General features: G+C 29.4%; 16 protein-coding genes. All 16 read left to right on the top strand.

What is annotated here, in order from left to right; all coding sequences use genetic code 11:
• Positions 1-108 precede the first annotated feature (108 nt).
• The 16 genes from yedF (at position 109) to B3630_RS06685 (ending at position 14,597) form a co-directional block, all read left to right on the top strand.
• A complete protein-coding gene (yedF, locus tag B3630_RS06760; protein WP_346896666.1) occupies positions 109-714 on the top strand; it encodes a sulfurtransferase-like selenium metabolism protein YedF in 606 nt (201 codons plus the stop codon).
• A 25-nt stretch (positions 715-739) separates the two neighbouring features.
• A complete protein-coding gene (locus B3630_RS06755) occupies positions 740-994 on the top strand; it encodes a DUF3343 domain-containing protein (protein WP_346896664.1) in 255 nt (84 codons plus the stop codon).
• 85 nt (positions 995-1,079) lie between these two features.
• The gene (locus B3630_RS06750) at positions 1,080-1,262 is read left to right on the top strand and encodes a DUF951 domain-containing protein (protein WP_346896662.1); all 183 of its coding nucleotides are present in this window, start codon (positions 1,080-1,082) and stop codon (positions 1,260-1,262) included.
• Between the two features lie 111 nt (positions 1,263-1,373).
• The gene (rpsF, locus tag B3630_RS06745; protein WP_035132009.1) at positions 1,374-1,664 is read left to right on the top strand and encodes a 30S ribosomal protein S6; all 291 of its coding nucleotides are present in this window, start codon (positions 1,374-1,376) and stop codon (positions 1,662-1,664) included.
• Between the two features lie 9 nt (positions 1,665-1,673).
• The gene (locus tag B3630_RS06740; protein WP_343825207.1) at positions 1,674-2,111 is read left to right on the top strand and encodes a single-stranded DNA-binding protein; all 438 of its coding nucleotides are present in this window, start codon (positions 1,674-1,676) and stop codon (positions 2,109-2,111) included.
• A gap of 25 nt (positions 2,112-2,136) precedes the next feature.
• On the top strand, positions 2,137-2,400 hold the full coding sequence (gene rpsR, locus B3630_RS06735) for a 30S ribosomal protein S18 (RefSeq protein ID WP_035132005.1): 264 nt from the start codon (positions 2,137-2,139) through the stop codon (positions 2,398-2,400).
• Positions 2,401-2,585: 185 nt separating this feature from the next.
• Positions 2,586-2,903, top strand: coding sequence for a MazG-like family protein (locus B3630_RS06730; protein ID WP_346870223.1), 318 nt, complete (start codon positions 2,586-2,588; stop codon positions 2,901-2,903).
• A 12-nt stretch (positions 2,904-2,915) separates the two neighbouring features.
• Positions 2,916-3,911 carry a DUF2232 domain-containing protein gene (locus B3630_RS06725; RefSeq protein ID WP_346896660.1) on the top strand — a complete coding sequence of 332 codons (996 nt, stop codon included), beginning with the start codon at positions 2,916-2,918 and terminating at the stop codon, positions 3,909-3,911.
• Between the two features lie 3 nt (positions 3,912-3,914).
• On the top strand, positions 3,915-5,909 hold the full coding sequence (locus tag B3630_RS06720; RefSeq protein ID WP_346896658.1) for a DHH family phosphoesterase: 1,995 nt from the start codon (positions 3,915-3,917) through the stop codon (positions 5,907-5,909).
• A 2-nt stretch (positions 5,910-5,911) separates the two neighbouring features.
• Entirely contained in the window at positions 5,912-6,358 is a 447-nt protein-coding gene (rplI, locus tag B3630_RS06715; RefSeq protein WP_346896656.1) for a 50S ribosomal protein L9, read from the top strand.
• A gap of 49 nt (positions 6,359-6,407) precedes the next feature.
• Entirely contained in the window at positions 6,408-8,309 is a 1,902-nt protein-coding gene (gene lonC / locus B3630_RS06710) for a Lon family ATP-dependent protease (protein WP_346896654.1), read from the top strand.
• Between the two features lie 196 nt (positions 8,310-8,505).
• Positions 8,506-9,837: a replicative DNA helicase gene (locus B3630_RS06705; protein WP_346896652.1), complete on the top strand. Its 1,332-nt coding sequence runs from the start codon at positions 8,506-8,508 to the stop codon at positions 9,835-9,837.
• A 125-nt stretch (positions 9,838-9,962) separates the two neighbouring features.
• Positions 9,963-10,454 (top strand): TM2 domain-containing protein, encoded by a 492-nt coding sequence (locus tag B3630_RS06700; protein WP_346896650.1) that lies wholly within the window; start codon positions 9,963-9,965, stop codon positions 10,452-10,454.
• A gap of 108 nt (positions 10,455-10,562) precedes the next feature.
• Complete coding sequence (locus B3630_RS06695; RefSeq protein WP_346896648.1) at positions 10,563-11,519, top strand: 3'-5' exoribonuclease YhaM family protein; 957 nt, start codon at positions 10,563-10,565, stop codon at positions 11,517-11,519.
• A 356-nt stretch (positions 11,520-11,875) separates the two neighbouring features.
• Positions 11,876-13,264, top strand: coding sequence for an NAD(P)/FAD-dependent oxidoreductase (locus tag B3630_RS06690; protein ID WP_346896646.1), 1,389 nt, complete (start codon positions 11,876-11,878; stop codon positions 13,262-13,264).
• Positions 13,265-13,310: 46 nt separating this feature from the next.
• The gene (locus B3630_RS06685; RefSeq protein WP_346896644.1) at positions 13,311-14,597 is read left to right on the top strand and encodes an adenylosuccinate synthase; all 1,287 of its coding nucleotides are present in this window, start codon (positions 13,311-13,313) and stop codon (positions 14,595-14,597) included.
• Positions 14,598-14,722: the final 125 nt, after the last annotated feature.

The following is a 14,722-nucleotide window of genomic DNA, read 5'->3' as shown; positions in this document are numbered from 1 at the left end:
TTATAATAAATATATACAATATCATATTATTATATTAAATAAAACATATTAATTAATAGATATTAACTAAATATTATTATCAAATAATATTTAATAGGGGGAGAAATTATGGAAAATATTAGAAATGAAATTGACTGCAGAGGATTAAATTGCCCAATTCCCGTAGTAAATACAAAAAAATATTTTGATGCTTTAGAAAGTGGTGTAGGAGTAACTGTTGTAGATAATGAGGTTGCCAAAAATAATGTGGTTAAATTTGCTCAAGGAAATGGATTTAACTATGAAATAGAAGAAAGAGAAGGGAATATATACTATATAACAATTACAAAGGGAGAAGTTACAGTAGAAGAATTAAATCTAAAAAATTCTAAAGAAAAAGAAGAGGCTTTTACTATTGTTGTAGGTTCAGATAAATTGGGAAATGGAGATGATAAACTTGGAACAGCTCTTATAAAGAGTTATTTATTTGCGCTTTCAGAGGCAGAAGTTATACCAACCAATTTAGTATTTTTAAATGCAGGAGTAAAGTTAGTGGTTGAAGGAGCACTTACCCTTGATAGTTTAAAAAGATTAGTAGAAAGAGGTGTAAATGTACAAAGTTGTGGTCTTTGTTTAGATTTTTATGGATTAAAGGAAAATCTTGCAGTTGGAGAAATTAGTAATATGTATGCAATAATTGAAATGATGAATAAAGGAAAAACTATAAAGCTATAAGAAATAGCGCTAGGAGATATACGAAATGAAAGAATTTTTAATTGTAACTTTTAATAATACTCATGAAGCTATGAAAGCTGAATCAATATGTATTAACAGAAAGCTTAAGGTTACTATGATGCCAACACCCACATATATAACAAAAAGTTGTGGAATAAGCTTAAAAGTGGATATTGGTATTGTAGATAGCTTGAAAGAGATAATAAAAGATAAAAAGATGGAGTTCAAAACTATTTATCAATTTACTGATAGTAAGTTAATAGAATTAAATATTGACTAATATAATATGAAATGGCAAAAAATAAGTATAAAATAATATAGTTTATTGATATAAATATTTGGAAACAATGATATAGGAGAAGAATATGAAAGAATTTGAATTAAATGATATTGTAGAAACTAAAAAAACACATCCATGTGGTAGTAATAAGTGGGAAATAATTAGAATGGGTGCAGATATAAAAATTAGATGTACCGGATGTGATAGAATTGTTATGATTCCTAGAAGTAAATTTGAAAAGAGTGTAAAGAAAGTTGTTAAGGATTAGGAAAGATAAGATAACAATATTGACTTGATAGTTTTACTATGATATAATTTGATGATGTAATCCCTGCTGTGAAAATCACAGCCGTTAGTCCGGGGGGAGGAGGTGAAACTAATGAGAGCATATGAAACTATATTCATATTACACCCATCATTAGACGAGGAGGCTGTTAAAGCTAACGTTGAAAAATTTAAAGGTGTAATAGAGAACAATGGTGGAGAAGTTGAAAGCGTTGACGTTTGGGGTAGAAGAAAGCTAGCTTATGAAATCGCTAAAGTTAACGAAGGTGTATACACATTAATCAACTTTAAAGCTGACGCTGAATTACCTAAAGAATTAGACAGAGTATTCAGAATTACAGATGGTGTTATAAGACATATTATAATCAATCCAGAAAGCAAGTAGGTGGTATTAATGAATAAGGTTGTTTTAATCGGAAGATTAACCAAAGACCCAGAGTTAAAATTTACTCCAGGTACAGGTACAGCTGTAGCCACATTTACAATTGCTGTTAATAGAAGATTTAAGAAGGAAGGTCAACCGGATGCTGATTTTATACCTGTAGTAGTATGGGGTAAACAGGCTGAAAGTACTGCTAATTACATGAGTAAAGGTAAACTTTTAAGTGTAGCTGGTAGAATTGAAACTCGTTCTTATGAAGCTAAAGACGGTGGAAGAAGATATGTTACTGAAGTAGTAGCTGATGAAGTAAGTTTCCTTGAATGGGGTGGCAATAAAACATCAGGAATGAATACTGGAGCTGCTTCTCACAATGATTCATCAATACCAACAGATTACTTTGGTGGAGGAGATATGACTCCGATTGATGATGGTGAGGATATGCCATTTTAATAATTAGGTAAGGAGGTAAAGAGCGATGGCTTATGATAGAAACGATAAGAATGATAGAAGAAAAGGCGGAAATAGAAAAAGAGCTAAGAGAAAAGTTTGTGCTTTTTGTATGGATAAAGCAACTTCTATAGATTATAAAGATATCAATAAATTAAGAAAGTACGTTACAGAAAAGGGTAAAATTTTACCAAGAAGAATTTCTGGAAACTGTGCTAAACACCAAAGAATGCTAACTGTAGCTATTAAGAGAGCTAGAAACATAGCATTATTACCATTCACAACTGAATAGTAATAATTTATTTGGTAAAACAAACATATAATTAATAAAAAACTAGTGAATCGTTGTTATTCACTAGTTTTTTATTTTAATCTTAGAATAACTGTGAAATAAAGGTAAATATACCTATAATCATGTTGCATAAATATTAAAAAAAATTTACAATAGACTTATAGCCTAAAGAAAGGATGATTCTTATGAGACGAGAAGAATTTAATATTATGTCCAATATAAAGATAATAGAAGGACTAAAGGCAGAATTAATTTGTATTGTAGGTGATTTCTTTAAATTATTAAGTAAAGGGAGTAATATAGCGCAAGATGCAATTTTAGATTGTATATCAGGAGCAATAATAATATTATATATTTTAGCAGAAAAATTAGGATATTCTCATTTAGCAATTGATGAAACTATGAAGAAAAAATTAAAGGTTGGTATAGTAGAAGGTGATCCTCTTGAGAAAAATGGAAAAGAGCTTAGTAAGCTTTATGACCATATAAGAGAAAGGAATTAGAAGGAGGATGTTATGGAACAAAAGATTAATACAAAAAGTTTGATAGAAGCTGCGTTGGTGGCAAGTATTATAACTATAATAAGCATTAGTGCATCATACATTTTGTTATTTTATATAATAGGTTTAATATTGTTGCCGATTTTAGTAGCTCTTATTTATTATAGGAATGGAATGAAGTATTCAATAGGAGCTGCATTAATAAGCACAATATTAGTAGCTATATTTCTGAATCCTATTTTGGCTACAACTTCAGGTATGTCTTATGGGATAATAGGTGTGGTCTTAGGTTACTGCTTAAAAAATCAAAAGAAACCATATAATATATTAATAGCCTTGATTATAGCATGTATAATATCAATGCTGGTTGAGCTATGGTTAACTAGTAGGCTTATTAGCAATATAAGTATAATTCAATTTATTAATGAGGAATTGAATACATATATACATGAATTTAAGGTATATATAACTCAAACTAAAGAAATTTATAGCAACATGGGTATGAATGCTACTCAACTACAAATGTTTGAACATATAGAATCTATCTTTACAGTTGAGCTCTTAGCTATGTTGATACCAACTGTATTATTTATAGCTTCCTTTATACAAGCATATACAACAATGTTATTTACACATTTAGTATTTAGAAAACTTAAATATAAAGAAATAAAATACTTAAGGTTTTCAGAGTTTTATGTATCTAATCTAGTTGGAGCTACATTAATTGCTATTATTAGCATATGTGCAATAGTAGGAAGTAGGGGGATTACAGGTGGCTTATTTTTATATAATGCTATTTTAATGTTAACAATTATGATATTAGCTGTGAACGGAGCAGCTGTAACTGATTATTATTTTAGAAAGAAACTAGGAATGCCTAAGGTAATGAGAATACTTTTAGTAGTTCTCTTGTTTATAATAGGATCATCTAAAATTTTAGGAATAGTAGGTTTTGTAGAAATGATGTTAGATTTTAGAAAGCTGGATCCATATAGAATCAGAAAGGCGTAATATATGAGTAAAGAGAATTTTAAAGAAATGCTATTTAATTTTATAAAAAGTAAAATAGTTATAACTATTTTAGTTATATTATTATTAGTGTTTTTTATAAAGGATATGTTAATTGTTTCAAATATACTACTTCTAATATATGCAGCCGCTCTTTTGTATATTATATTTGATAATAGCAAGAAAGATAATTTTTCTAACAAAATCGAAAATATAATACACAAGGTTGATACTGCTAAATCTACAGCATTTTCTAAGGTGCATTTTCCAACTATGTTTTTATTAGAAAATGGAGAGGTAATATGGTATAACGAAAGTTTAGCTTTAAGATTAGAAAATAATGATATAGTAGGTAAAAATATAAAAGAAATAATTAAAGAGTTCAATATAAAATTAGCATTAGAAGGAAAAAGATCAGAGTATAAAAATGTTGTTTTTAAGGATAGAATTTATGATATTTATATAAGTATTATTCAAGATTATGAAATTAATGAAGATAATAATCTTATAGTAATCTCTTTTGATGATATTACAGATAATATTAATTTGATAAATCAAATTAATAATGCTAAAGAAAGTGTAATGCTTATAGAGGTAGATAATCTTGATGAGGTTATTAAGACTACAGAAGAAGATTTAAGACCACAGCTTATAGCAGACATAGATAGAACTATAAATAACTATGCTAATAGCCTAAAAGCGTTAATAAGAAAATATTCATCAAATAAATATGTATTAACTACTAAAGATGCTAATATAGAAAATGAGATGAATAAAAAATTTGATATACTAGATACAATTAGAGAAGTAAGCAGTGGAAATAAACTTACAGTTACTCTAAGCATTGGAGTGGGTAGAGGTGGAGATAATCCAGCTCAAAATCATGAGTTTGCTACTATAGCAAAGGATTTAGCTCTTGGAAGAGGTGGAGATCAATGTGTAGTCAAGAGCTTTGAAAAAGTATCTTTTTATGGTGGAAAAACTAAAGAAGTTGAAAAAAGGACTAAGGTTAGAGCTAGGGTAATTGGTCATGCACTTTTAGAATTGATAAATGAAAGTAGCAATGTAATTATAATGGGACATCACAATCCAGATATGGATTGCTTGGGAGCAGCAATAGGAATGTATAGTACCATACGTTCTTTAAATAAGGAATGTTATATAGTTATGGATGAGCCTCATGATGCTGTGCAGTATATGTTGGACAGATTAGATGATGATGATAACTATAAAGATACATTTATAAATATAAATGCAGTTAAAAATATTAAAAATGATAAAAGTTTATTAATATTAGTTGATGTTCATAATGAAAGTTACGTACTTTCTATGGAGGTAGTAGATTACTTCAGTAGAATAGTGATTATAGATCATCACAGAAAAACAAAAGACTTTATACAGGGTACAATGTTAAGTTATGTGGAAACCTATGCATCATCAACATCAGAATTAATAACAGAATTAATTCAGTATATGGTTGAAAAACCAAAATTGAGAGAAGTAGAAGCCGTAGCTCTATTAGCAGGTATTTGTCTAGATACTAAGAATTTCTGTTTTAAAACTGGAGTTAGAACCTTTGAAGCAGCAGCATTTTTACGAAGGCTAGGTGCTGATACTGTAGATGTAAAAAGAATTTTTAGTGAAGCTTTAGATATTTACATAACAAGGGCAGATATAATAAAAACTGCAAAGGTTAAAAGTGGAATAGCTGTAGCGAAATGTCCACCAGAAATATCAAATTCTGTATTACCAGCACAAGCAGCGGATGAATTGCTAAATATTACAGGTATTCAAGCATCATTTGTTATTGCTAAAATAGAAGAGGGCACTTATATAAGTGGAAGATCCTTAGGTGAAATAAATGTTCAGGTAATATTGGAATATTTAGGTGGTGGAGGACATTTAACAATGGCAGCTGCTAGAGTTAAAGATTCTAATCAAGATGAGGCAGAAGAATTATTAAATGATGCTATAGAAAAATACTTAAGGAAGGGTGAATAATAATGAAAGTTATTTTATTACAGGATGTAAAATCAGTTGGAAAAAAAGGAGAGGTTGTTAATGCTTCCGATGGATATGCAAGAAATTTCTTATTTCCTAAGAAGTTAGCACAAGAGGCAAATGATGTTAATATGCATGTTTTAAATAAGAAAAATGAAGCTGATAGAAAGAAGAAATTAGCTGAAATAGAGGAAGCTCAAAAAGTTGCAAATGAACTTAAGGATAAAGAGGTAATTATCTATGCTAAGTCAGGAGACAATGGTAGATTATTTGGAGCTATAACCACGAAAGATATTTCCCAGGAAATGGAAAAACAATTAAATATAACAATAGATAAGAAAAAAATAGTAGTTAATACTATTAAAACTATGGGATTATATGATGTAGAGGTAAAACTATATCCTGAGATATCAACTAAAATAAAGGTTATTATAAAAGAACAACAATAAATTTTAAAAACCGAGGGGAGGAAAGCATAGAAGGTATAAAAATCCTTCTATGCTAATAATTTTGAATATAAATTCAGTTGATAAAATAAATAATTTTAGCTTAGAAGAAGAATTAACTATGGAAGTAGAAATAGAAGTTTTAGAAGAAGTTATGTACAAGATTTTAGATGAAGGCACTATTCGAGGCAGAGCAGTAAAGTTTAAGGTTCAAAAGCACTTAAATAGTAAAGATATGTATAAAAAACTTTATGCCATAAATAAAATAGTTACTAATGGAAAAGGAATTAGTGTTCCACCAAGTGAAAATAACATAGAAGAAGTTTTAAAAGAAACTAGCCTAGAAATAAGTGAACTTTTAGCAAAAAGATATGTACAAAATAAATTAGATGCAGAAGTGGAAAAGCAAATTATAGAAAAGCAGGACAAGTATATTGATGAGGTAAGACTAGGGATCATAAAGAAACAAAGAGGACCAGAGAATAGTAAGACATTAAAAAAATATGCAGAGTTTGAATGTTTAGATTCAAAGCATTTAACTCAAAATATTTTGAGTATGCTTAGACCTGATAGTTTTTCAGAAATAATTGGGCAAGAGAGAGCTATTAAATCTTTAATATCTAAGATGGCATCTCCATATCCACAACATATAATTTTATACGGACCACCAGGAGTGGGTAAGACTACAGCAGCTAGGATTGCTCTTGAAGAAGTTAAGAAATTAAAACATACGCCATATGATAAGGATGCAAAGTTTGTAGAAGTAGATGGAACCACATTAAGATGGGATCCAAGAGAGATATCAAATCCTTTATTAGGTTCAGTACATGATCCTATATATCAAGGTTCAAAGAGAGATTTAGCTGAAAGTGGTACTCCAGAACCAAAGACGGGATTAGTTACAGAAGCACATGGAGGAGTTTTATTTATAGACGAAATAGGTGAATTAGATTATACTCTTCAAAATAAATTATTAAAAGTTTTAGAAGATAAAAGAGTTGAGTTTTCATCATCATATTATGATCCAGATGATGAAAGTACGCCTAAATATATTAAGTATTTATTTGACAATGGTGCTCCAGCTGATTTCGTTCTAATAGGTGCTACCACTAGAGAGCCAAGTGAGATTAACCCAGCATTAAGATCAAGGTGTACAGAAGTTTATTTTGAACCGCTATCTTCTGTAGATATAGAAAAAGTTGTATTAAATGCAGCCAAAAAGTTAAATATTAAATTAGAGGATGGTTTAGCAAAAGAAATAAGCAGATATACTATGGAAGGTAGAAAAGCTGTAAATATACTTGCAGATGTATATGGATATGTATTATTAAACAATGAAGAGAGAAATGATGTGGTTATAACTATTTCTGATTTTAATGAAGTAGCATCTAATAATAGATTAAGACCATATGAAGATATTAGTGATTTAGATTCTAAGGAAGTTGGACAGATTTTTGGTCTTGGAGTATCTGGATTCTTGGGATCAACTATAGAAATAGAATGTTCAAGTTTTGAGGCTAGGGAAAAAGGTAAAGGAACTATTAGATTTAATGATACTGCTGGATCTATGGCAAAAGACTCTGTTTTTAATGCAGCTTCTGTTATAAGAAAGATTACTGATAAGGAAATCAGAGACTATGATGTTCATGTAAATGTTATTGGTGGTGGAAAAATTGATGGACCATCAGCAGGTGCAGCTATAACAACATGTATTATAAGTGCCATTTTAGAAAAACCAATAAGACAGGATATTGCAATTACTGGTGAAATATCAATAAGAGGTAAGATAAAACCAGTAGGAGGAGTGTTTGAAAAAATATATGGAGCAAAAAGAAGAGGAATAAGGCAGGTAATAGTACCAAAAGATAACTTGAAGGATGTTCCAGCTAATATTAAAAATATAGAAGTTACAGCTGTATCAACAATAGAAGAACTACTAGAGTTAGTATTTTAGATACTTTGATTATTAAAACCCTGTAATATGATTATACAGGGTTTTAATTTAATTTTATAAATAAATGTTTGGATTTTTTTATAACTACATTATAATTAAAGAGAAGGATTTTATAATAAATAATGTTTTCTACATTATTTATTCCTTGAGAGTACATAGAGGAGTTTTCTTTTAATATATCGCAGGAGGTAATAATATGAGTGACTCACTTAGAACTATGCCACAAAATATAGAAGCTGAGCAGTCAGTAGTAGGGTCTATGTTAATAGATAAGAATGCTATTGCACAAGCTGCAGAGGTTCTTTCAGCTGAAGATTTCTATAAAGATGCTCATAAGACTATTTTTAAGGCTATTAGAGATTTATACAATAAAGATATACCTGTAGATATGATAACCTTGGTAGACTATCTAAAATCTAATGATATGCTTGAGCAAGCTGGAGGGGTAACATATATTATGGAAATAAGCACCTCAGTACCTTCTACAGTTAATTTATCTTCTTATATAAAAATTGTTGAAGATAAATCAACCCTTAGAAGGTTAATTAGAAGCTCAACGGAAATAATTGAAAATAGCTATAATAAACAAGATGATGTAGAATCAGTAATAGACTTGGCAGAAAAAAATATATTTAATATATCTGAAAAACGAAGTACTAGTGATTTTGAACCTATGAGTACTGTATTAGAAAGAGGTTTTTTAGAGATAGAAAAGATTTTTAATAATAAAGGTCAAGTAAATGGAGTAGCTAGTGGATTTAAAGATTTAGATGCAAAAACTTCAGGGTTTCAGAGCGGAGATATGGTTCTAATAGCAGCTAGACCATCTATGGGAAAAACTACATTTTGTCTTAATATAGCTCAAAATGCAGCTATTAGAGATGGTAGGAAAGTTGCAATATTCTCATTAGAAATGAGTAAGGAGCAATTAGCATATAAGCTCCTTTGTGCAGAGGCTAATGTAGATATGGTTAAGCTTAGAAATGGAGATTTAGACGATAGAGATTGGGAGAATATAGCAAGGGCTTCAGGACCACTTGCATCTGCCGGAATATATATAGATGATACTGCAGGTATTTCTGTCATGGAGATGAGGTCTAAATGTAGAAGACTTAAAATAGAGCATGGAATAGATTTAATTATCATAGACTATCTTCAATTAATGTCAGGAAGCAATTCTGATAATAGACAACAGGAAGTATCAGAAATATCAAGAAGTATAAAAGCTTTAGCTAAAGAAATGAAATGTCCAGTAATTGCATTATCTCAATTATCCCGTGCACCAGAACAAAGGGCAGATCATCGTCCTATGCTATCAGATTTAAGAGAATCAGGTTCTATTGAGCAGGATGCAGATATAGTTATGTTCTTATATAGAGAATTTTATTATAGCAAAGAAAAAGAAGATGAGAACATAGCGGAATGTATATTAGCTAAACATAGAAATGGTGAAGTTGGAACTGTAAATTTAGCATGGATAGGTAAATTTAGTAAATTTGGAAACTTAGACTTAGTTCATCCAGAATAATTTAAAGAGATTTCGTAGAAAGTAGTAATAAAGTATAATTAAATATCATTTATTTTTATTGCATATACTAAAGCCTTATTACATAAAGATATATTAGCTATATTTTATGTGAGGTGAGATCACTCATGGTAAATGAGATGAATAAGAATAAATTAATAGATGATAAGGTTAACAATGGAAAAGAGACATATTTTCACAAGCATTCGAAATTAGATGACATTACTATAACAGAAGAACAAGAAGATGATATTATAAGCTTGTATAATAACGGAATTATGAAAGATATAAGAGATATTAGTAACAACAATGAAGAAGTAACAATAATTAAGTCTAAAGAATTTTATTGTGACAAAGATAAAGGGTCTATATTAGAATCTAAGGATAAAAACTGTAGCGAAAAAAGTTGGGGAGCAACATTAGTGTTTTGTATACTTTTAGGTTTTATAGGGTTCCATAGATTTTATGTTGGAAAAGCAGGAACTGCAATATTAATGTTACTTACACTAGGTGGTTTTGGCATATGGATTATAGTAGATTTAGTATCTATAGTAATAAATAGTTTTACAGATGAATATGGTAGAATTGTTAAAAGAAAAAAGTCCATAGATCAAAATTAAAAAGATGTGGTAAAACATATCTTTTTTAAGTATTATTGAATAATTTTAATAGATTTGATAATATTCATCTTAATATAGTATACGAAGTAAAGATTAAGGAGAACAGTTATGGAAAATAAGAAAATTGGTGAGTTTAACAAAGGGGATAGAATTGAAAGTTTTTTCTTAGTAAAAAATGTAGAATGTAAAATAACTAATAATAGTACTACGAATAAATATTTAGATCTTATGCTAATAGATTCAACTGGGGAAATAAATGCAAAGTTATGGGAATGTAATGAAAACATTGAAGCTTCAATAAAGGATAATATACTTGTAAAAGTAAGAGCTGTAGTAAATGAATATAGAGGGAAATTACAGTTAAAGATAGAGAAAATTAGACCAGCTACAGAAGAAGATAATGTTAATATAGATGAATTTATACTAGTTGCTCCTTATAAGTCTGAAGATATGTTTGAAACTCTATTAGATTATATAGAAAAAATAGAAAATAAAGATATAAAACATATTACAGAAAATATTATAGGTAAATTAAGTTACAAGTTAATGCATTATCCAGCTGCTAAATCCAATCATCACGCAATTAAAGGTGGTCTTTTATATCATATAACTACTATGTTAAATGTAGCAGAAAAATTATTAGATATATATAATTATCTAAATAAAGATTTATTGTATTCAGGTATAATTCTTCATGATATAGCTAAAATAATGGAGATGGAATCTAGTGAGCTAGGAATAGTATCTAAATATAGTACGGAAGGCCAGTTACTCGGACACATAATACAAGGAATTGGTTTAATTGAGGATGCTGCAATGGAAGTTAGTGCAGATAAAGAAGTAGTTATGTTATTACAACATATGATATTAACGCATCACTATGAGCCGGAGTATGGAAGTCCTAAGAAACCTATGATACCTGAAGCAGAAATGTTACATCATTTAGATGTATTAGATGCTAGAATGTATGATATGCGTAAAGCTACTAAGGATTTAAATCCAGGTGAATTCTCTGAAAAAGTATATAGTTTAGATGGAATAAGTATATACAAATCATTCATATAAATACGAATAATATAAATATAAAAAGTGTAATATATTCTTATAGGATGTGTTACACTTTTTAGGGTTTAAGATAATATTATAATAAATTTAATTATAATAAAAAGCTAATTATACATATTAGATTAACAAAATATATTGTATAAAGCCATTTATATAATATATTTTAGGAGATGTAAAGTTTGTTATTAAGAAATAATAAAAGCATTCTATGTTAGGATAGAGTAAATAAATATTGGGAAAAATAAATTTCTAAAGAAATATATTTACGAAGAATTTTGAATGCATTATATAAAATATTCGTATTTTTTATTGAAAATACTACATCTCTTTGTTAATATATTTATGGGGTGATTAACATGTATAAAAATTATGATATTATAATTGTTGGTGCAGGAGCTAGTGGTGTTTTCGCGGCCTATGAATTAACAGCTTTAGGCTCAAAGGCTAAAGTATTAATGATAGAAAAAGGAAATAGCCTAGAAAAAAGAAAATGTCCTATAGATGGGAAAAAAATAAAAACTTGCATTCATTGTAAATCTTGCGACATTATGAATGGTTATGGTGGTGCTGGAAGTCTTTCAGATGGTAAGTATAATATAACTAATAACTTTGGTGGAGATTTATATAAATATGTCGGTAGGCAAGAAGCTTTAGATCTTATGTATTATGTAGATAAGGTTTTATGTGATCATGGTGGAAGTGATGCGAAGTTATATTCAACTGCGGATAGTACACTAAAGACTGAGGCACTAAAACATGATTTACATCTTTTAGATGCTAAAGTTAGACATCTTGGTACAGATAGAAATGTAAAAATACTAGGTAATTTATATAATAAGATAAAAGATAATATAGAGATGAAGTTTAATACTGAAGTTATGAATATAGAAAAGTACGGTAAAGAATTTATAGTGAAAACTGAGGATGAAGAATTTAGATGCAAAGATATAATAGTTGCCACAGGAAGGTCGGGATCTAAATGGATATCTAAGGTTTGTACTAAGCTAGGTATAGAAAGTAGAAGTAATAGAGTAGATATAGGTGTTAGAGTTGAACTACCTGCAGCTATTTTTGAACACATAACAGATAAAGTATATGAAAGTAAAGTTGTATATAGAACTAAAAAGTATGGAGATTTAGTCAGAACATTTTGCATGAACCCACATGGTGAGGTAGTTAGTGAAAATACAAATGGAATAGTAACAGTAAATGGACATAGCTATTCAAATCCAGAACTTCATACAGAAAACACAAACTTTGCATTATTAGTTACTAATAATTTTACAGAGCCATTTAAAAATAGTAATGAATATGGTGAATCTATAGCAAGACTTAGTAATATGTTAGGTGGCGGAGTATTAGTTCAAAGATTTGGAGATTTAGTACAGGGGAGAAGAACTAATGATCATAGAATGAGTAAAAGCTTTACTATTTCAACTTTAAAAGCTACACCGGGAGATTTAAGCTTAGTTATACCAAAGCGTCAATTAGATGCTATAATAGAAATGATATATGCTCTAGATAATATAGCACCCGGAACAGCTAATGAAGATACATTGTTATATGGTGTAGAAGTTAAGTTTTATAATTCTAATATAGAAGTGGATAATAACTTAGAAACAAAAGTAAAAAGCCTTTATGTATTAGGAGATGGGTCTGGAGTTACACATTCACTATCACAAGCATCTGCTAGTGGTGTTTATGTTGCTAGAATATTAGATGAGAAATATAGTAAGCTAGTTTAATTTATAGTAAGTTTTACTAATGAGTAAAAAAAAGGAGATGTAAAATATGTCATCATTTGTGGTATTAGGAGCTCAATGGGGAGACGAAGGAAAGGGTAAAATGACTGATTATCTTGCAGAAAGTGCAGATGTAGTTGTTAGATTCCAAGGGGGAAATAATGCAGGTCATACTGTAGTAGTGGGAGAAAAGGAGTATAAGCTACATTTAATTCCATCAGGAATACTTTATAAAGACAAACTTAATGTAATAGGCAATGGAGTGGTTGTAGATCCAGAAGCTCTATTTACAGAAATGGATTATTTAAAAGGATTAGGAGAAAACATAACTCCGGAGAGATTAATAATAAGTGACAGAGCTCAAGTTATAATGCCTTATCATAAGGTATTAGATGCTCTTAAGGAAGAAGCTAGAGGAAAGAACGATATAGGTACTACTAAAAAAGGAATAGGACCTTGTTATACTGACAAAGTTGAGAGATGTGGAATAAGGGTTTGTGATCTTATTAAACCAGAAGTTTTAAGAGAAAAATTACAAGAATATCTTCCAGCTAAAAATGATTTAATAGTTAAAATTTATGGTGGAGAGGCCCTAAGCTTTGATGAGGTTTTTGAGGCCTATTTAGAATATGGTAAGAGAATGAAGCCATTTGTAGATGATGCATCAGTTAGAGTTTTTAATAGCATAAAAGCAAATAAAAATGTGTTATTTGAAGGAGCTCAAGGAACACTTCTTGATATAGATTTTGGTTCATATCCATATGTAACATCTTCTAATACAGTAGCAGGTGGTATATGTACAGGTGCTGGTATAGGACCAACTATGATAGATAGTGCTGTAGGAATTGTAAAAGGATATACAACTAGAGTTGGAAAAGGACCTTTTCCAACGGAACAAGAAAATGAAGTTGGAGATTGGATAAGAGAAAAAGGATTTGAATATGGAGTTACTACAGGAAGAAGTAGAAGATGTGGTTGGCTTGATCTCGTTATACTAAAAAGTGCTGCTAGAGTTTCTGGATTAACTAGTTTTGGAGTAACAAAGATTGACACACTAGCTGGACTTGATAAAATAAAAGTTTGTGTAGGATATAAGTTAGATGGAAAAGTAATAGACTACTTCCCAGCTAGCCTTGAAGATTTAGCAAAATGTGAACCTGTATATGAAGAATTTGATGGATGGGATGAAAGTATAAAAGATGCTAGAAAATATGAAGACCTTCCAGAAAATGCAAAGATATACTTAAGAAAAATAGAAGAATTCACTGGTGTTAGGATATCTATAATATCAGTAGGTCCTAAAAGAGATCAAACTATGAGAATCTCAGATCTTTAAAAGTACGTCATTGTAAGAAAGATTAGAAAAAAATTAATTCAAAGTTTAAAACTGACAAGAAATACATTTATTTCTTATCAGTTTTATTTTTTAAAAATATTAAATTAAGTGGTATATAAAATCAC

The organism is Clostridium sp. UBA7503 (assembly GCF_002477055.1).
GTDB classification, from domain to species: Bacteria; Bacillota; Clostridia; order Clostridiales; family Clostridiaceae; genus Clostridium_J; species Clostridium_J sulfidigenes.
The sequence above is the reverse complement of the archived record's forward strand: the minus strand, read 5'-3'. Positions and strand labels throughout refer to the sequence as shown.

Coding starts and splice junctions, on each gene's coding strand:
- B3630_RS06705 (WP_346896652.1), top strand. CDS start 8,506: ATGAGTGACTCACTTAGAACTATGCCACAAAATATAGAAGCTGAGCAG.
- rpsR (WP_035132005.1), top strand. CDS start 2,137: ATGGCTTATGATAGAAACGATAAGAATGATAGAAGAAAAGGCGGAAAT.
- lonC (WP_346896654.1), top strand. CDS start 6,408: ATGCTAATAATTTTGAATATAAATTCAGTTGATAAAATAAATAATTTT.
- B3630_RS06690 (WP_346896646.1), top strand. CDS start 11,876: ATGTATAAAAATTATGATATTATAATTGTTGGTGCAGGAGCTAGTGGT.
- B3630_RS06730 (WP_346870223.1), top strand. CDS start 2,586: ATGAGACGAGAAGAATTTAATATTATGTCCAATATAAAGATAATAGAA.
- B3630_RS06740 (WP_343825207.1), top strand. CDS start 1,674: ATGAATAAGGTTGTTTTAATCGGAAGATTAACCAAAGACCCAGAGTTA.
- B3630_RS06685 (WP_346896644.1), top strand. CDS start 13,311: ATGTCATCATTTGTGGTATTAGGAGCTCAATGGGGAGACGAAGGAAAG.
- B3630_RS06725 (WP_346896660.1), top strand. CDS start 2,916: ATGGAACAAAAGATTAATACAAAAAGTTTGATAGAAGCTGCGTTGGTG.
- B3630_RS06755 (WP_346896664.1), top strand. CDS start 740: ATGAAAGAATTTTTAATTGTAACTTTTAATAATACTCATGAAGCTATG.
- B3630_RS06750 (WP_346896662.1), top strand. CDS start 1,080: ATGAAAGAATTTGAATTAAATGATATTGTAGAAACTAAAAAAACACAT.
- yedF (WP_346896666.1), top strand. CDS start 109: ATGGAAAATATTAGAAATGAAATTGACTGCAGAGGATTAAATTGCCCA.
- rpsF (WP_035132009.1), top strand. CDS start 1,374: ATGAGAGCATATGAAACTATATTCATATTACACCCATCATTAGACGAG.
- B3630_RS06700 (WP_346896650.1), top strand. CDS start 9,963: ATGGTAAATGAGATGAATAAGAATAAATTAATAGATGATAAGGTTAAC.
- rplI (WP_346896656.1), top strand. CDS start 5,912: ATGAAAGTTATTTTATTACAGGATGTAAAATCAGTTGGAAAAAAAGGA.
- B3630_RS06695 (WP_346896648.1), top strand. CDS start 10,563: ATGGAAAATAAGAAAATTGGTGAGTTTAACAAAGGGGATAGAATTGAA.
- B3630_RS06720 (WP_346896658.1), top strand. CDS start 3,915: ATGAGTAAAGAGAATTTTAAAGAAATGCTATTTAATTTTATAAAAAGT.